At 63.9% G+C, this 17466-nt stretch carries 12 protein-coding genes and 2 pseudogenes; 2 read left to right on the forward strand and 12 right to left on the reverse strand.

Annotated elements, in window-relative coordinates:
• Positions 1-44 precede the first annotated feature (44 nt).
• The 7 genes and pseudogenes from QM841_RS27665 to QM841_RS27695 form a co-directional block, all read right to left on the reverse strand.
• Positions 45-2903 (reverse strand): FAD-binding and (Fe-S)-binding domain-containing protein, encoded by a 2859-nt coding sequence (locus QM841_RS27665; RefSeq protein WP_179443382.1) that lies wholly within the window; start codon positions 2901-2903, stop codon positions 45-47.
• A gap of 22 nt (positions 2904-2925) precedes the next feature.
• The gene (locus QM841_RS27670) at positions 2926-4374 is read right to left on the reverse strand and encodes an aldehyde dehydrogenase family protein (RefSeq protein WP_164060178.1); all 1449 of its coding nucleotides are present in this window, start codon (positions 4372-4374) and stop codon (positions 2926-2928) included.
• Positions 4375-4417: 43 nt separating this feature from the next.
• Entirely contained in the window at positions 4418-5869 is a 1452-nt protein-coding gene (locus tag QM841_RS27675; protein ID WP_283334545.1) for an aminobutyraldehyde dehydrogenase, read from the reverse strand.
• A gap of 144 nt (positions 5870-6013) precedes the next feature.
• Positions 6014-6904, reverse strand: coding sequence for an MBL fold metallo-hydrolase (locus QM841_RS27680; protein ID WP_095870036.1), 891 nt, complete (start codon positions 6902-6904; stop codon positions 6014-6016).
• A gap of 32 nt (positions 6905-6936) precedes the next feature.
• Positions 6937-7134 (reverse strand): annotated as a pseudogene (locus QM841_RS27685) (acetyl-CoA C-acyltransferase); the annotation flags it as partial.
• Between the two features lie 95 nt (positions 7135-7229).
• A pseudogene (locus QM841_RS27690) lies at positions 7230-7381 on the reverse strand (IS3-like element ISRhosp1 family transposase); the annotation flags it as partial.
• Positions 7382-7415: 34 nt separating this feature from the next.
• Positions 7416-8789 (reverse strand): MFS transporter, encoded by a 1374-nt coding sequence (locus QM841_RS27695; protein ID WP_095870035.1) that lies wholly within the window; start codon positions 8787-8789, stop codon positions 7416-7418.
• A gap of 522 nt (positions 8790-9311) precedes the next feature.
• On the opposite strand from QM841_RS27695, the gene QM841_RS27700 reads away from it, so the two are divergent.
• Positions 9312-10391: a LacI family DNA-binding transcriptional regulator gene (locus QM841_RS27700; RefSeq protein WP_283334609.1), complete on the forward strand. Its 1080-nt coding sequence runs from the start codon at positions 9312-9314 to the stop codon at positions 10389-10391.
• A 341-nt stretch (positions 10392-10732) separates the two neighbouring features.
• On the opposite strand, the gene QM841_RS43495 is transcribed toward QM841_RS27700, so the two are convergent.
• Genes QM841_RS43495 through QM841_RS27715 form a run of 5 tightly spaced genes read right to left on the reverse strand, consistent with a single transcriptional unit; the run spans position 10733 to position 15585 of the window.
• A complete protein-coding gene (locus tag QM841_RS43495; protein ID WP_502943292.1) occupies positions 10733-11011 on the reverse strand; it encodes an oxidoreductase in 279 nt (92 codons plus the stop codon).
• A gap of 58 nt (positions 11012-11069) precedes the next feature.
• Complete coding sequence (locus QM841_RS43500) at positions 11070-11327, reverse strand: oxidoreductase (protein ID WP_502943293.1); 258 nt, start codon at positions 11325-11327, stop codon at positions 11070-11072.
• Positions 11328-11341: 14 nt separating this feature from the next.
• A complete protein-coding gene (locus QM841_RS27705; protein ID WP_283334546.1) occupies positions 11342-12889 on the reverse strand; it encodes a class I adenylate-forming enzyme family protein in 1548 nt (515 codons plus the stop codon).
• Positions 12890-12937: 48 nt separating this feature from the next.
• Positions 12938-14200 carry a M20 family metallo-hydrolase gene (locus tag QM841_RS27710; protein WP_095870031.1) on the reverse strand — a complete coding sequence of 421 codons (1263 nt, stop codon included), beginning with the start codon at positions 14198-14200 and terminating at the stop codon, positions 12938-12940.
• Positions 14201-14214: 14 nt separating this feature from the next.
• Positions 14215-15585 carry an aminotransferase family protein gene (locus QM841_RS27715; protein WP_164060180.1) on the reverse strand — a complete coding sequence of 457 codons (1371 nt, stop codon included), beginning with the start codon at positions 15583-15585 and terminating at the stop codon, positions 14215-14217.
• A gap of 660 nt (positions 15586-16245) precedes the next feature.
• On the opposite strand from QM841_RS27715, the gene QM841_RS27720 reads away from it, so the two are divergent.
• Positions 16246-17421 carry an MFS transporter gene (locus QM841_RS27720; RefSeq protein WP_164060181.1) on the forward strand — a complete coding sequence of 392 codons (1176 nt, stop codon included), beginning with the start codon at positions 16246-16248 and terminating at the stop codon, positions 17419-17421.
• Positions 17422-17466: the final 45 nt, after the last annotated feature.

Raw genomic sequence — 17466 nt, forward strand, 5'->3', positions numbered from 1 at the left:
CGGCTCGGTGGGCGGGCAGAGTTTGTCTCTGACCTTAGTGAAGGTCAGCGGCCGGCGAGGAGCTCGGCAAGGTGGAGCACCTCGGTGGCGGGGTGGAGGTTGTCGATCTGGGTGCGGCAGGAGAATCCATCGGCAAGGACAACGGCCTGAGGGGGGAGGGTGCGCAGCGCCGGGAGGAGCTGCGTCTCGGCTACCGCTACGGACACCTCGTAGTGGTCACGTTCGGCACCGAAGTTTCCGGCCAGGCCACAGCAACCACCGACCGTCGTTACCTTGGCGCCGGCTCGCTCCAGAAGTGCACGGTCGGCGTCCCAGCCGATCACGGCATGGTGATGACAGTGGGGCTGCGCGGTGATCTCCAGGCCTGAGAGGTCTGGCGGGGTGTAATCGGCGTCCGCAGAGAGTAGTTCGGCCAAGGTACGCACTGCCGAGGACACCTGTGCCGCGTCCGAGGTGTCGACGAGCTCGACCAGATCAGATCTCAGCGCGGCGGTACAGGACGGTTCGATTCCCAGCACGGTGGCGCCACGCTGTACATAGGGATACAACACGTCAACCGTGCGCCGCAGCCGCCGCCGCGCTCCGTCGAGTTGGCCGGTCGAAGTCCACGTCAGTCCGCAGCACACCTCGCTTGCGGGCAGATGGACCGCGTATCCCGCGTCGTTCAGAAGGTCGATGGTGGCTGTTACCACCCGCGGATTGAAGCTCGAGCTGAAGGTGTCGACGAAGAGAACGACCTCTCGACCTGGCGTGTACTTTCCGACACCCGGTGGTCCAGTCTTCACCGCAGCCTTGAACGCGGCCCTGTCGGTGGACGCGGCCAACTGAGGGATGGAGCGTCGTGCGTCGATACCCGCGAACCACATCAGCGGCCGGTGCAGAGGCTCTACGCTGCTGAGGCCGTTGAACAGTGCTGGGAGGCGACGCGCGAGACGCAACCACAACGGCAGCCAGCCGAGCGAGTAGTGCGAACGCGGGCGCAGCCGCCCGGCATACCGAGCGTTGAGCACCTCGGCTTTGTACTTGGCCATGTCGACACCGGTCGGGCAGTCCGACTTGCACCCCTTACAGCCCAAACACAGGTCCAGCACATCGCCTACTTCCGGAGACTGCAAACCGTTCGGACCGAGCTTTCCCGACACCGCGTCTTGGAGCACCCGTGCCCGCCCGCGAGTGGAGTCCTTCTCGTTCCTCGTGGCCTGGAAGGATGGGCAGATGACGCTGTCAGGTGCCGGGTTCGCTGCGACACATCGTCCGACGCCCGTGCAGCGGTGCACGGCATCGAAGAGACCGGCCGAGTCGTCCGGATAGCTGAACGCCGCGGAGCGCGCCAGGGGCAGTGGCGTCGTGTAGCGGATATCGGCCTCCACCGGAACGGGATCGACAACGATTCCGGGATTGAGCAGGTTCTCGGGATCAAAGTGCGCCTTGACCTTCCGGAAGACGTCGATGGCTGCAGCCGAGTACATGTGCGCGAGCAGCTCGCCGCGCGCTCGACCGTCACCATGTTCACCCGACATTGATCCCCCGTATTTGGCCACGAGTGTCGCTGCATCGTCGAGGAAGTCCCGATAGCGCCGGCGACCCCCACTGTCGTCGAGGTCGAAGTCGATGCGTACGTGTACACACCCGTCCCCGAAGTGACCGTATGGGACACCCGTGAACCCGTGGCCGGTGAGCAACTCTTCGAAACGAGTCAGATAATCCGCGAGGTGCTGCGGAGGCACTGCCGCGTCTTCCCATCCTGCGTGGGCGGGGCGGCCTGTGGACGTACGTGCGACCAGACCAGACCCGTCTTCACGGATCTTCCACAGGGCAGCCATTTGCGCCGACGAGGTCACGACCCGATGGTCCAAGGCCCGGCTGGCGTCGGCCACAGCGTCGGCCACAGCGGCGAGGGCAGACTTCTCTTCGCCGACCACTTCGACGAACAGCCATCCGGCGCCCTCTGGAAGGTCGCGTACTGCAGCCGACCTGTCCGCGACTGCGTTCGTGATGCGACGGTCGAGGCCTTCGCAGGCAACCGGAGAAAATGGAAGGATCGCCGGGACCGCGGCGGCAGCGGCGATCATGTCGGGGAATCCAAGCACGACCATGACTTTGTGCGCAGCGTCGGCAACGAGACGGATATCGGCCTCCACTACCGTTGCCAGCGTTCCTTCGCTGCCCACCAACATTTTCGTGACGTCGAAGCCGTTCTCAGGAAGCAGGTTTTCAAGCGCGTAGCCCGAGACTTGCCGCCCGAACCGGCCGAACTCGGTGCGGATGGTGGCTAGCGAGTTCATCGTGGTGGTTTGCAATCCCCGCAGAACAGATGACCCGTCGCTGGATCCGTCTGCGAGGCTTCCGAGGCGGAGGTGCTCACCCGTACCGGTCACCACATGCAGGCCGTACACGTTGTCGCTGGTGCGTCCGTACCCCAGAGCCCGCGAACCGCATGCGTTGTTTCCGATCATTCCGCCGATCGTGCATCGAGAGTGGGAGGACGGATCTGGACCGAAACGCAGACCGTACGGGGCTGCGGCTCGCTGCAGCGTCGCGTGTGCGGCGCCCGCCTGTACTCGAGCCCGGTTGCTCTCGAAGTCCACGCCAAGCACGCCGTTGAGGTGTCTCCTGTGATCAACCACGAGTCCGGTGCCGATGGCGTTGCCTGCGATCGATGTGCCGGCGCCGCGGCTGGTAATCGGGATGCCGTGTGCGGTGGAGACCGACATGATGGCGTCGATTTCGTCGATGGCCCGCGGGAACACCACAGCGCTCGGTGGTACCCGGTAAACCGAGGCATCCGAGGAGTACAGCGATTTGGTCAGTGCACTGTCGTCGACCTCGACTCCCTGACGCCGTAGCGCCATCACTGCCTCGACAACCGCGGCGGGTGCGGGGTGCGTCACCGAGGAGATCATCTTGTCCGGTCCGCGTCCGCAGTCATCGGGAGAAGACACAGAGTCGCTCCACGGTGAGTGCGGAGGCGGTCGACTCGGGCCCCTCCTTGGTGTTTCCGGAGTTCCGGAGTCCTCCGTAGGGCATGTTGTCGGCGCGGAACGACGGTGCCTCGTTCACCAGAACCGCGCCGAAATCGAGTCTGTCGGTGGCCGCCAGGGCCTTGTCGAGGTTCTGGGTGAAGACGGCGGCCTGCAGGCCGTACTGTGAGTCGTTCGCCATGTCGATCGCTTGGTCGAAACTCTCTACTCCGACGACACTGACCACCGGGGCGAAGGCTTCCTTCTGAATGAGATCGCTGGACTGCGCAGCGTTGTTCACCACGGTCGGGGGTACAACCCCGTCGGATCGGCGTTCGCCGCCGGAAACGACTTCCGCTCCTTGCTCGGTTGCGGAACGTATTGCTGCAAGGGCGCGTTCGGCCACCCGGTTGTCGATCAGTGGGCCGCACACGACCTGCTCGTCCCGTGGGTCGCCGGAGACGATTTCACCGGTTCGTGCGACGAGCAGGTCGAGGAACTCGCCGTGTACGGCGCGATCGACGTAGATCCGCTGGACCGAGACGCAGGTCTGCCCGGCGAAGACGAACGCGTTCGGAGCGAGGAGATTCGCTGCTCGTTCGAGGTCGGCGTCGGGCTCGATGATGGCCGGACTCGCGTTTCCCAACTCGAGGAGGACCTTCTTGCGGGGGGCGCTTGCCGCGATGTGCCAGCCGACCTCGGTCGACCCGGTGAAGCTGATCGCCGCGACTCGCGGATCCTGGACGATCGAGGCGCTGATCTCTGCCGGCTCCCCTGGAACCACCGAGAGGTACCCAGCCGGGAGACCTGCGGCAGTACAGATGTCGGCGAGCACGAACGCGGTGAGCGGGGACTGCGGGGCAGGCTTCAATACGACCGGGCATCCTGCAGCCAACGCCGGAGCCAGCTTGTGAGCAACCAGATTGAGTGGGAAGTTGAACGGCGTGATTGCGGTGACGACCCCAATCGGGCGGTTTACGGTGTAGGCCAACTTGTTCGCCCCCGCAGCCGTGGCGTCCATTGCGACCATATTTCCAGTGCGTGTTCGCGCAACAGCGGCCGACACCCGGTACGTGCTTGCTGCCCGGTCAACCTCGGATCGTGCCAGGGCGATCGGCTTACCCACTTCGGACGAGATCAGCAGTGCCAGCTCCTCACGCCGGCGCAGCAACTCCTCGGCCACCCGGTCGAGAACTGTGGCCCGCTCGTGTGCGGGGATTGGAGCGTCGAGCGCGGCATGGGCTAAGCCGACCGCCGCGGTGGCCTGCGCGGCGGTCGCTTGGCCGACACTCCCGACTGCTTCGCCGTCGTACGGGTTTGTGACATGCGCCCGACTCGAGGTGGAGATCTCCTCGCCACCGAGGAGGACGCCGCGCTCGAGCACTTGGCGGGAAAGGGCAGTGGTGAGAGACATTGATGCAGATCTCCTTGAGAGGGTTTGGTGGCCGGGACGCGTCTTACTCGGGCAGCGACCCGAACATCACGTGCCGCGCCTCTGTGTACTCGTGGACGATCGACGTCGACAGGTCTTTGCCGCCGCCGGAGGCCTTCCCTCCACCGTGCGGGAACTCGGGAGTCACGCTGAGGTGGTGATTGACCCAGACGCAGCCGAATTCCAGCTCGCGAGTGAAGCGGAGTGCTCGGTCGATGTCGCGGGTCCACACCGATGAGGCCAGGGCATATGGGGTGCCGTTCGCGAGCTGCAACGCCTCCTCCGCGGTCTTGAAGGACTGCGCCGTGACCACTGGTCCGAAGATCTCGTTCTGCACGACCTCGTCGTCCTGTTGGACTCCGACCAAGATGGTCGGATCCACGTAGTAACCGGGCAGCGCCCTCGCAGCGTCACCCCGCAGCACGTCGACGTGGTCCGGGCAACGGTCGAGAAAGCCAAGCACGCGTTCGTGTTGCCGAACATTGTTGACGGGGCCCAATCGGGTTGCGGCGTCACTGGTGAGACCCATTGTCATGCTTGACGCGGCGGCACGGAGTTCGTGGAGGAAGCTGTCGAAAATCGACTCGTGGACGATCATTCGCGCAGCCGCGGTGCAGTCTTGCCCCGCATTCCAGAAAGACGCGAGAGCGATGAATTGGGCGGCCGCCGCGGGATCGACGTCATCGAACACGACGACAGGTGCTTTCCCGCCAAGCTCCAGATGGGAGTGCTTGAGGCCCCGCGCGCTGAGCTCGGCAACACGACGACCTGCCGCCGTCGATCCCGTGATCGACACCATCTTCACCAGCGGGTGCCCGACGATCGCCTCACCGCAGTCGGCTGCGCCGGTGACGACGTTCAGAACTCCGGCTGGGAGGAACTCCGCGGCCACCTCGGCCAGAAGCAGGGTGGTCAGAGGGGTGGACTCCGCCGGCTTGAGCACGACAGTGTTACCCGCGGCCAGCGCGGGGCCGCACTTCCACACCGCCATCATCAGCGGGTAGTTCCACGGGGTGACCTGGCCGACGACGCCGAGCGGATCACGACGTAGGTAGGAGGTCGTGCCAGCGAGGTACTCCCCCGCGGTCGCGCCGCTGAGGGTTCGCGCCGCCCCCGCGAAGAAGCGGAGATGATCAACGACGGTCTCGATCTCTCCGCGTGCTGCGGTGATCGGCTTACCTGCATTACGGGACTCGAGCTGCGCGAACTCCTCGGCCCTGGTTTCCACCGCTTGGGCGATCCTCAGCAGCGCGGTGGAACGCTGACTCGGCGACACACGTCGCCATGTCCCGAACGCGCGATCGGCGCTTCGCACGGCATGATCCACATCCGAGGGCGAGCAGCGCGGGACGACTGCGAACTCCTCGGTTGTCGAGGGATCGACGATGCGGTCGACGTCCTCTGAGGTCGGGACGTAATTCTTGCCGTCAATGAACGGGTAGGCCGTGCCGGTATGCACCATGGGTTTGATCACCATTCTGTCGTCGGAAGGTTTGTTGCAGGTGACTGACGAGGGCGCTGACCAGTGCGAACGGAAGCAGATCGACTGCTAACGCCAATCGTTTGGCATGCTTGCCCAACGTATGCGATGGATACGGGGTGCGCAAGGCTCGCGCCAGACTCAGCTCCTGCCGCCGGCTGACGACGCCCGCACACCAAGCTGGGCGTAGCCTGCCTGCAGCGCTCCCGAGAATCTCCAGTCCAGTGGCCACGGCCACGATGCTGCTTCGCGGGCGAGGGCCATCGGCGCACCCTCGTCGACCAGCCGGCGGATCGAGTCAGCAGCGCTGGCGATCTCCAGTTGCTGACCTCGCGCCCAGGTCAGATCGGCGGGTTGCCCGTGTCCCGCAAGCACAACCGACCGCGCATCCAAGAGTGCGAGTGCAGAATCGAGGGCGCTCGCCCACTCCAGCGGATAGCAGTCATCGATGTAGACCGGTGGGCCTGTCGCTTCCAGCAAATCACCGAACTGCATGACGTTGGCATCAGGCACCCACACCACGAGGTCCCCGGCCGTGTGGCCGCGCCCTGGATGAACAAGCTCGACCCGGCGACCACCGATGTCGACGGTCATCCGATCGTCGAAAAGGTGGTCGGCGGGAAGGACGGGCGTTCCGAGGATCTCGGACGTCCGCGGATCCTTGGTCGGGTCCGCCGCATGCTCCCGCCGGTACCGGTCTTTGAACAACTCCGCGGACACAGGAGTGCGCTCGGCCGCACGACGAGTTGCGTAGATCGGGATGTTGTCGCCGCACACGGCTTTCGCGGTTGCGTTTCCAAAGACGTGGTCGAAGTGCTCGTGAGTGTTCACGATTGCGAGGACGTCGCCGCGGCCGAGTCGCCGAACGTCCGCCAGCACCGCGCGTGCCGCCTCGGCCGAGGAATGAGTGTCGACGAGGAGAACACCGCCGCCGCCCTCCACCAGTGTGACGTTGACGTCGTGCCACGCGTAGCGAGCCATCCAGACGCCGTCGGCCACCTCGTGGAAGCCCGTGTCATACTCGATCTTCATAGCGAATCCTATTGTCTTGCAGTGACTGTTAGTCAGCTGAGGCGTTCGCGCATCATCGCCATGCCCTGGCTGCCGCCGACGCACATGGTCTCGACGCCGAAGGCCTTGTCCTGCTCAAGTAGGTTGTTCAGCAGGGCGTTGGTGATGCGGGCACCGGTCATGCCGAACGGGTCACCGAGCGCGATCGCCCCGCCGGAGATGTTGATCTTGTCCTCGTCGAGGTCGAGGTCGTCGACCTTGGCCGGGTCGAGCTCCGGCACCTTGGCGAGGGCCGCGGCGACGGCAGCCAGGTCTGAGGTCGTCCCCCGGGAGTGGACACCCGATTTCATGCGGCGACTGACAGCGCAGACGACGCGATCAGTCGTTGATCGAACTCCTCTGGGGTGAGGTGTCCGAGGGCGGAGTGAGGCGACGTCGATTGAAGTACGAGAGCCACTCCCCCACCCGCACTTTCGTCGTCCAACCCGATCCGTGCAGTCGGACCTGGCAGGAACACTGCAGGTAACATATCTCAGTGGTGGAGACTGGACGACTCGCTGAGCTTCATCCCCTGGGTCTCGGGAGCCCACACGATGGATACGAGCAGACCGACCAACGTGATGGCGCAGGCGGCGTACATGGTGGCGGAGATGCCGTACTGCTCGAGTACAACCGGTACGAGAAAAGTTCCTGCGGCCGCACCAAATCGCGTGAACGCGGTGACCAGCCCCATGGCAGAACTGCGAAGGTCGGTGGGGAACAGCTCGTTGGGGTACACGAAGTTCATCACCTCCAGACCTCCGCTGAAGAGGGCGAACGCGATGAAGAATACGGCGATCCAGATGGCCGGCGCATCGGAGAACACGGCAAGCAGCAGCAACGGAACGGACTTGAGGGCAAAACTCCGGATGGTCAGGGTTCTACGGCCAACCTTGTTGACGATCCCGAGTGCGAGCAAGCAGCCAACAGCGAAGAACAGCTCGATGACGGCGGACCCGTAGGTAGCAGCATTACCTTCGAGATGCAGCGCGCCGATGAGTTGAGGGCCGAACGAGAAGATCGCGTACACGGGGATTATCGCGCTGGTCCAGCTGGCGATCACGAAGGCGAGGCGCCCGAGATAGCCGGAGCGGATGATTCCGCGGAGCCCGACGGTCCGCTCCCCTTCAGCGGGGACCTCGTCGACCGTAACCCCGGGACCGAACACGCGCTCCATAACGGTGTTCGCCTCTTCGATGCGCCCGTTTCGGGTGAGCCAGTACGGAGATTCGGGGGTTCCGACGCGCAGCACCCCGATGAGCAGCGCGGGGACGGCAGCGCTGACCAGCATCCATCGCCAGGCGTCGTCCCCGACCGTGGACAACAGCACCTGGCCGACGCCATAGGCAACGGCACCGCCCAGGAAGAACAGCGAGATGAGCACTCCCAAGAGCGGCCCACGGAATCGCTTCGGACTGAACTCGGTGAGTAGGGCCGAACCAATGGGATAGTCGACTCCGACGGCGAAACCGATGAGCAGCCGCATGATGAGCAGAGCGAGTGGCCCATCGATCCAGAACGACGCAATGGAGAGTACGGCGATGGCGAAGAGATCCCATTTGTAGATCCGCTGCCGGCCGAACTTGTCCGATAGGTAGCCACCGACGATGCCTCCGAAGAAGACACCGATGAGAATCGTCGCGGCGATGGCGCCCTTGGCGGCGGACGAGAGAGCGAACTCCGGCCCGATCTGGATCAGCGCAACACCGAAAATCGACAGGACGTAACCGTCGATGAACCCCGAACCGCCCGCGCACGCGGCAAGCCGGATCTGGAACAGACTCAGTCTTTCATTGTCGAGCGAAGCATCGCCGTTAGGCGGGGACGGTGATGTGGATGGGTACGCGGTGCCCGCGATCTCGGACATGTGACGCTCCTGTTCTGGGTGGACTCGCGCGCTTGCCGTATACCCATGTCGATATGTCTCTTCGGGTTTCGTGGCTGGATGTGGCCGGTGCGCGGGGCCTGGTGTGACGGTACGTCTGGTCTGGCCGGCCTGATTACCCGGACCCCCATGGCGCTGAGGCTGTCACGACGGCGTGTTGCTTCACCGTTCCGACTCTCCGGCTGCCCGGTCGCGATCGGCTGACGACGTCGAGGTCCGCGGCAGGTGGACACCCGTACCGCTCTCGTTCGTCTGCAGCCCTCATGTGACCTAGGCCTTGCCAAACGTTTGGTGTGACGATAATCGACCGCGTCGAGTGAACGCAAGGGGCGAGATCTCGGGAGAGCACGGTTTCAAAATCAAACGAGAGTATGACGCAGATGACAATCGTTTGGCGTAGATTGCTGTGCGCACACTGGACTGGTGGCTCTAACAGCCCGACGCCGGGTTCCTATCCTTTGCCTCACGACCGCAACTAACTCGAAGGGGGACGACTTGACCGCGATGAATATGAAGCAGTTGGCAGCGCTGGCCGGTGTCGACGTGTCCACTGTGTCACGCGCATTGCGAGGTGACAGCCGACGCGTGGCCGCGTCCACGATCGAACGCATCCAGACGCTGGCTTTCGACGCGGGCTATGTTCTCGATCCCGTTGCGTCCAGTCTGCGCGGAGGGCGCTCGCGCGTGCTCGGCGTGGTCGTCCCCGTCCTCAGCGACATCGTCATGGCCATACTCGCAACAGCCATCGAGGAAGCGTCCCGAGAATTGGGCTACCTTTCGGCCGTCATCGCGACACACGGCGACCCCGATGTGCGCTCCGCCGCGATCGATCATCTCCTCAGCCGGAAGGTGGACGGTTTCGTACTGTGCGACACGGAGGTGGGGCGTGCAATTCCCTCTCAACTCGAATCGGAATCTGTGCCGTTCATTTTTGCCATGCGCCGGTCGGATTGCGCGGTTTCGGTGACTGCCGACGATCGCCGTGGCGGTTCGCTCGTGGCTGAGCATTTCGTCGCCATGGGACACGAACGGGTGGCAGTGGTCCCCGGACCGGCCGCAGCGAGTACGTCGCTCGACCGAGTGGCCGGATTTGCCGAAGTGATAGCGCAACACCCGCAGATCACCGTCGTGTCCGCTTCCAGTCTCGGGGGATTCGGTGTCAACGACGGGCATCGCTACGTCACGGAGCTTCTCGCGGAGCACCAGGAACCCCCCACTGCCCTGTTTTGCGCGAACGACCACGCTGCGATTGGAGCAGGCCGGGCGCTCGCCGACCGCGGTCTGCGGGTCGGCGAGGACGTCGCGCTCGTCGGGTACAACGACATTCCGCAGGCCGCATACCTCGAAACACCCCTCAGCAGCGTCCGCACGGATCTGGGCGCGATGGGGCGGACGGCAGCGCGCAAGCTGGTGTCGTTGATCGAGGGACGAGATGCGGCAAGCGCCGCCTTGGAGCCCGCTCTGATCGTCCGTGCCTCCTCGTCCGAGGTGCGCGGCGCCTTGCCTGGTAGGACCGGCACCTCTGCCAGGGGCGTGATCATCACGCGACGAAATCGTCCCAATCATTCGCGAGATAGTCGATGAAGGTGCGGCCCAGTCCCTGCGACGCGAGATATTCACGACACCGGCTGATCGATGCTGCTGAAAGACGGATCGATCAACACTCGGCGAGCAAAGTCGTGCTGAAGAATCGCCGCCGTTCCGACTAGAACGAAGTCCGCTCCCCGATCGAGACACGACTGGGCCACGGCGCCGGACGGGATCTTGCCCGCCACGCCGAGCCGTGCGCTCCCTCGCGGAAGCGATGCGAAGACATCCAGCAGTGTGGCACCAGCGGCCAGGTCGCGTGAGAGCCGGTTCGGGCTGGTTTCACGGTGTGGGCGCTTCTCTACATCCCACATCGAGATAGTCGACAAGGTCCGATGTCATGGTGCATTCTGCCACGTGACAGCTCTCGGAAGAAGGACACCGTAGCGCTCGGGGCGCAGACGCAGACCGACCTGGAACGAGGGTCCGGTCGCCGCTCTCACCGCATCGAGAACCTCGAGAACCATCCGGGAACGATTCTCCAGCGTGCCACCGTAGCCGTCGGTCCTGGTGTTGGGTCGCGAGTCCAGGAACTGGCACAGGCGGTAACCGTGCGCTCCAGAAATCTCGACGCCATCGAATCCCGCGCTCGACCCGTTGTGCAGTAGAAGCGAAATCTCGTACTATGTAACAGATTTCGATGATCAGTACGGGGATACTTCTGGATGCATCATCCTAGGGGGCGACCGGCTCAAGTCCTGCAAATTCGTGGCGTGCGCGCGCACCACCGTGATGGAGCTGGACTGCCGAGGGCGCGTCCCGCTCGGCCAGTGCGGAGGCCAGTCGTGTCAGGCCGGGCAAGAAACGATCGTTCCATACGGCCAACTGTCCGGGGAATGCCTGGCCAGCCCGGGACACATGCGCTGCGCACGTCATTACCAAACCGAATCCTGCGTTTCGTGGAGCACGCGATTCGAGGGCGGGGCGACGGATACTCGATCACTCCGCTATTGCCGCGCGGTCTGGTACTGCTTACGCAGTTCACGCTTCAGTATCTTGCCGTAGGCACTGGTTGGCAGTTCGTCCACGATCCAGACCTGGTGTGGCTTCTTGTACGAGGCCATCGACTTTCGTGCGAAATCGATGACGGACTCGGGAGTCAGATCTGTGCCCTCCTGCGCGACAACCACAGCTGCGACGACTTCACCCCACTTCTCATCGGGGATGCCGATTACCGCGGCCTGCGCGATGTCCGGATGCTGGCCGAGGACCTCTTCTACCTCGCGGGCATAGATGTTGGATCCTCCGCTGATGATCATGTCCTTGATGCGGTCTGTGATGAAGAGGTATCCCCCTTCGTCGAGGTAGCCGGCATCGCCGGTGTGCAGCCAGCCGTCCTTGATCGTTTCGGCTGTCGCGTCCGGGCGTTCCCAGTAGCCGGACATCACCAGCTCACCGCGGACGGTGATTTCTCCGACGGTGCCGGCGGGGACTTCCCGTCCCTCGGGGTCGACGATTCGAATGCGAGTCGAGAAGGTCTCGCGGCCGGCCGAGGCGAGTCGTCGGACGCAGTCCTCGTCGTCCAGACGGTGCTCGGCCTTCGGCAAACAGGTGATGGTCGCGGCTGCCTCTGCCTGTCCGTAGAACTGCACGAACACGGGGCCGAAGACCTCGAGCGCGCGCTTCAGGTCGGCGACCGGCATGGGAGCAGCCCCGTACACGACCGATTTCAGGCTTGACAGATCGTGCTTCTCCACATCAGGAGCGTCGAGCAGCATCCGAATCATCGTGGGGGCGAGCATCGTTGCAGTGACGTTCAGGCGATCAATCGTTTCGAGCACTGCGGAGGGGTCGAAACTGAGCGAGCTCGGAAACGCGTTCGCCGCGCCCACCGCGAGGTGTGGCATCGCGACGCTGCACGATCCGTGCGAGATCGGAGCGAGGTGCAGCATCACGTCGTTGGACCCGAGATCGGATCCGAGTTCGAGCATGAAGTGGCGCGTCATCGCGAGCAGGTTCCGGTGGGTCTCCACAGCTCCCTTGGGCTTGCCTGTGGTTCCCGATGTGTAGAACAGCCACGCGGGATCATCGGGCTCGATCACAATGTCCGGACGTTCGCTCGGCGACTTCAGCCAGTCGTCCAGCCGTTCGAAACCGGGGACGTCCCCGCCGAAACTGACCCAGTGCTCGATTTGCGAAAGATCCTCGTGAAGGGGAGTCAGTCGGTCGGCGAGCGTTGCATCACACAGGACGATGGTGGCCCTGGAGTCCGAGAGAGCGTGGCGGTAGTCCTCTTGATGGCCTCGCGGGTTGAGGGTGACCGCGGCGCAGCCGGCCGTGATGGTGGCCAGGAAGCCTTCGAGCCCCTCGTAGCGGTTCGTCGACAGAATCGCGACCCGCGCCCGCTGAGGAGCGCGGGTCAGGATGGCGTTGGCTAGGGAGCTAACGCGGGCTGCGCCTTCCGCGTAGGTGACGGGCGCACGGTCGAGCGAGACCCACAGCGGGTTGTCGGGATAACGCAACGCGCTTCGGTACAGAAGGTGTGACAAATCCATGTTGTTCTCCAGAGTGCGAAGTCCGAACCAGTCGCGAAGACGGCGCGGTCAGGCGAAGTCGAGCTCGCGATCAAGGGTGATGATCGTGTTGAGAAGTACGTTCGCGCCCGAGTGGATGTCCTTGTCGGCGGTGAACTCGTCCGGGCAGTGGCTGCGGCCGTCCTTCGACGGCACGAAGATCATGGCTGTCGGGATCTTCTTCGCAATAATCGCCGCATCGTGTTCGGCGCCGCTGTAGAGGCGGGATTGTTTGAGTCCGAGTCGGTCTGCCTCCCGCGCGGTGACCTCGATGAACCGATCATCCATGCCGGCGGGCTGCTCCGACGGGAGCCAGTCCAGCTGGGCTTCCACCGAACGGCTGGCGCCCTCGCGCTGCACCGCGCTGTGAAACTCGGTTCCGGCGTCGTCCAGCCAGCGCAGATCGGGGCTGCGGAACTCGCCCCAGAGTTCGGCGGATTCGGTGACGATGTTCACTGCATCCGGTGTGAAGGTGACCAACCCGGTAGTTCCTCTACCGTCGACGTTCGCGGAGGCGATCTGTTCGATGGCCAGGACCGATCCTGCGGCGGCACATCCCGCGTCGTGCCGCCGGTTCATCGGCGTCGTTCCGGCGTGATCCGGACGGCCCCTGAACGCGACCCGGAATCGCTTGATCCCAGTGATGGAAGTGACGAGGCCGATATCGCTGCCCTGCTCCTCGAGATACGGCCCCTGCTCGATGTGCAGCTCGACGAACGCCTTGATGCGGCTGGTGTCCATCCGTGAGGACAGCAGCGCACTGGGGTCGATGTCGATGCGCACCAACTCGTCGGCGAACCGGACACCGTCCGAGTCCACCCGGTCGAGATCCTCAGCGGTGATGAACCCCGTCAGCGCCCGCGAGCCGATGCAGCTGATTCCGAACCGGTTGGGCTCCTCACTGAAGAAGTCGACGACGATGAGGTCGTGGCGGAGTCGAACTTCGTTGGCGCGGAGGGTCCGCACCACCTCGAGGGCGGATGCGACACCGACGTTGCCGTCGTATCGCCCACCTCCCTCGACGGTGTCGGTATGTGATCCGGTCATGATTGCGCTGTTGCCAGGCGCGGTCCCGCGGAGCACACCGATGACGTTGCCTGCGCCGTCGATGTGAGCGTCGAGGCCGGCCTCCGCCATTCGAGCTCTGACCCAGTGCCGGCCGACGACATCGGCCTCGGTCAACGCCTGCCTGGTCCAGCCAGGAACGGTGGAGTCGACGATGGTCGACAGGTGGACCAGGTCGGCAGTGAGTTGCCCCGGATCGGCAATGGTGAGGGGGTCGAGAACAGACATGCGGTCTCCGTTTCTCAGGCCGAGAGATATCCGGCGGCCTGCAGCCGCTTCGTCACCGTCGCGAGGGTCGTATCCAGCCGCTCGACGATCTCGGTGACTTCGGCCTCGGTGATGATCAATGCGGGCGTGAGCATGAGGAATTCACCGAAGGCTCCCCCGTTGAGTCGACGACCACCGATGAGCAATCCGTTCTCCATGGCAACACGACGGATCTCGCCCGTCGCGTTGGCAGCACCGGGAAGGGAGGCTTTCGTGGCGCGGTCCGCGACGATCTCGACGCCGACCATCAGCCCGCGGCCGCGGACATCACCGATCAGCGGCCATTTCTCCGCCAGACCCTGCAACTGCTTGGTCAGCTCTCGACCCATGACCGCGCCGTTCTCGATCAGGCCTCGCTCGGTCATCTCGTCGAGAACCGCACAGCCTGCCGCGCAGGAGATGGGGTTCGCGTTGTACGTGTGCGACAGATCGAAGCCACCGTTCGAGGTGAGGCGCTCGAGCAGTTCCGCCGAGACCGCAGTCGCAGCGAGCGGGACGTATCCGGCGCCCAGGCCCTTGGCGATCACGATCGCGTCGGGGCGTGCGTCGGGGGTGTGCTGGGCAGCCAGGAATTTTCCGGTCCGGGTCGCGGACATGACCTCGTCGAAGACGAGAAAGACATCGTGGCGGGTGCAGATCTCGCGAACGGCGCGCAGATAGGATTCCGGTGCAACGTTCGCGCCGGTTGCTGTTCCGCCAACAGGCTCCATGATGAAAGCGAGGACGTTGTCCGGACCAAGTTCGAGGATCGCGCGTTCGAGGTGCTCGGCGGCGAGCGATCCCGCCTCCTCGATGCTGATTCCGTCGGGGCGGCGGTACGTCAACGGCGCGGGAACCTTCGTCGAGGGCACCATCATGTCGCCGTAGTAGGCGGTGTACTCACTGTCCCCGGTCCACCCCATCGTTCCGAGCGTTCCGCCGTGGTAGGACGGCGTGAGTGAGATGACCTTCCGCTTCGCCGGCTTTCCTGCCTGGTAGGCCGCGACCCGGAGAAGTTTGATGGCCATCTCGTTGGCCTCGGACCCGTCGTTCGCAAGGTGGATGCGCTCAAATCCGGGTCCGGCGAGCTCGGCGATCCGCGCCGTCAGCTCGATGTTGGGGTCGTGTCGGGAGAAACGAACGTACGAGAACGTCATGCGTCGGCCCTGGTCGACCATCGCCTGAAGGACGCGTTCGTTACCGGGACCGATATTCGCTACTGCCGCACCAGCATTCGCATCGATATACGCCGTGCCATCAGCGCCGTAGAAGCGAATACCCTCGGAACGGGTGATATGCGGTCGAGGAATCGAGGACTTCGAATAGAACTGCTCTTGATGGTTCCCGAGGCCGTCACGTGTGGACACTGCGCCTGACCTTCCTGTTAGTGGCCGTTGTTTACTAGAGAAGCGAGGAGCGGCAGCCCACCGCAGGTCACTCCCGCTTTTCCGGAAGCTGCATGGGCGGTTGCCAAACGTTTGGTATCACTCTACGTTTGCCAGCCCGTGAGCACAAGACACCTGACCGGAGAGCAGCCTGGCCGGAGCCTGTGGTGGCCCGGCTGGGCACCCCCTTCCGTGAAATGGCGCGGCCTGCGCACGTCGCCCGACCGCGGAACTGGGCACGCATGACGGTTTCCACCTCCACCGGAGCAGCCTGCCTTCGTTGCCGCAGCCGGGGACGACGCTGATGCAAGTTCTGCCTAATAGAACGGCTATCCATAGATAAGAATAGCGTGATTTCCGTAGTGTTACCTTCGGCGAGACCTGGTATACAGGATTCGGTTATATATCCTGACTTTGACTTCATGCGGATGCCGGCAACGGACCTCAGGGTGGATTTCAATTCTGCATAGCAGAATTATCGACGTTCCAGTTCGCCTCAGATGCATGCGGGCTGCGCTCGAAGAGGATTTGCCATTGGCACCATCTCTATCTCTGGCCTGCGCGAACCGGGCTTCCACTCACGAGTACGAAAGGGCGTTCATGGTGGTGACTCGCAGACCTCGGATGGCCACGTTGGGTGGAGTGATCTTCATCGTTTCCAACGTATTCGGGTCCTGGGCGTTGATCTTCCCCGTGACTCCGCTCCTCGTCAGTGCCGTTGGAGGCTCAGGTTTCGCCGCGGGGGGAACAACCGGGGTGTTTATGACCGCCACTATCGCGGCCCAACTCGCCACCCCTACATTGCTGCGTCGCTACGACTTTCGTCCAGTTGTGGTGTCCGGATGTCTGCTTCTCGGGTTGCCGTGCATCGCTCTCGTACAGTGGTCACACGACATCACCGCTTTGATGGTGATCAGCGCGGTCCGAGGACTCGGATTCGGCCTGGTGACAGTGGCCTGCTCTGCGCTGCCTCCTCACCTGTCCACCAGCGATCGGCTCGGTCGGGCCGTCGCCGCACAGGGCATGGCCAATGCTGCCTCTCAGACCGTCTTTCTGTTGATCGGAATGCAACTCTTCCGAGCCGGGGGTGTGGTGGCAGTGTCCGTAGTCGCGACTGCAATGGCCGTAACAGCAGCGCTGGCGGCGCTTGGTCTCCCGCGGGCCATGTATGGCGCTATCGGTGCGCATTCGGATTCCGAGTCCACGCGTGGTGTCCTCAAACGGCCTATCGCCTTGGCCAGCCTGGCCGTTGTTGGCATCGCTGCTGCGTATGGTGGTCTTTCAGCGCTGGTTCCGCTCGTCGGCTATCCCCAGTCCACACATGCCGGAGTGATCCTGGCGACGGTAGGCGGCACCGTCGTCGCGGGCCGGTTCGTCGCGGGACACTATAGTCACCGGATTCTCGACCGTCGGTCGACGGCACAGATCGGAGTCGTCGCAGCGATCGCGGGAACCATGTGCTTCTCGGTCGCCGTCACATCGGCGAATGCCGCATTCCCGGTCGCTCTGGCCGGGGCGATGGCCTTCGGGTTTGGCCTTGGCTGGATCCAGAACGTGACGTTGATGAGGACATTAGTGTCAGTACCCCCGCACCGAGTCGGATTCGCCAGTGCCGCATGGAACATCAGCATGGACGCCGGAATCGGCCTGGGAGCGACGATGACGGGCGCGGTCGCCGATCACTCCGGGTTCGGTATCGCTCATCTCTCGTCTGCAGTGATCATTGCACTGACCGTGGCACTCCCTCTCGCCGCACGGCAGAACCGCAGTCAGCAGCATCGGCAGGTGATGCGCGAAGTGCCGGCCAGTCGCGAATAGAACCGCGCCGACAGTCTCTGCGGTTCGCCTCGCCTGAGGGCCGAG

The organism is Rhodococcus sp. IEGM 1307 (assembly GCF_030056915.1).
GTDB lineage: Bacteria > Actinomycetota > Actinomycetes > Mycobacteriales > Mycobacteriaceae > Rhodococcus_F > Rhodococcus_F opacus_D.

Coding starts and splice junctions, on each gene's coding strand:
- QM841_RS27705 (WP_283334546.1), bottom strand. CDS start 12,889: ATGGATTTGTCACACCTTCTGTACCGAAGCGCGTTGCGTTATCCCGAC.
- QM841_RS27665 (WP_179443382.1), bottom strand. CDS start 2,903: ATGATCTCCTCGGTGACGCACCCCGCACCCGCCGCGGTTGTCGAGGCA.
- QM841_RS27695 (WP_095870035.1), bottom strand. CDS start 8,789: ATGTCCGAGATCGCGGGCACCGCGTACCCATCCACATCACCGTCCCCG.
- QM841_RS27710 (WP_095870031.1), bottom strand. CDS start 14,200: ATGTCTGTTCTCGACCCCCTCACCATTGCCGATCCGGGGCAACTCACT.
- QM841_RS27700 (WP_283334609.1), top strand. CDS start 9,312: ATGAATATGAAGCAGTTGGCAGCGCTGGCCGGTGTCGACGTGTCCACT.
- QM841_RS27680 (WP_095870036.1), bottom strand. CDS start 6,904: ATGAAGATCGAGTATGACACGGGCTTCCACGAGGTGGCCGACGGCGTC.
- QM841_RS27675 (WP_283334545.1), bottom strand. CDS start 5,869: ATGGTGATCAAACCCATGGTGCATACCGGCACGGCCTACCCGTTCATT.
- QM841_RS27670 (WP_164060178.1), bottom strand. CDS start 4,374: ATGTCTCTCACCACTGCCCTTTCCCGCCAAGTGCTCGAGCGCGGCGTC.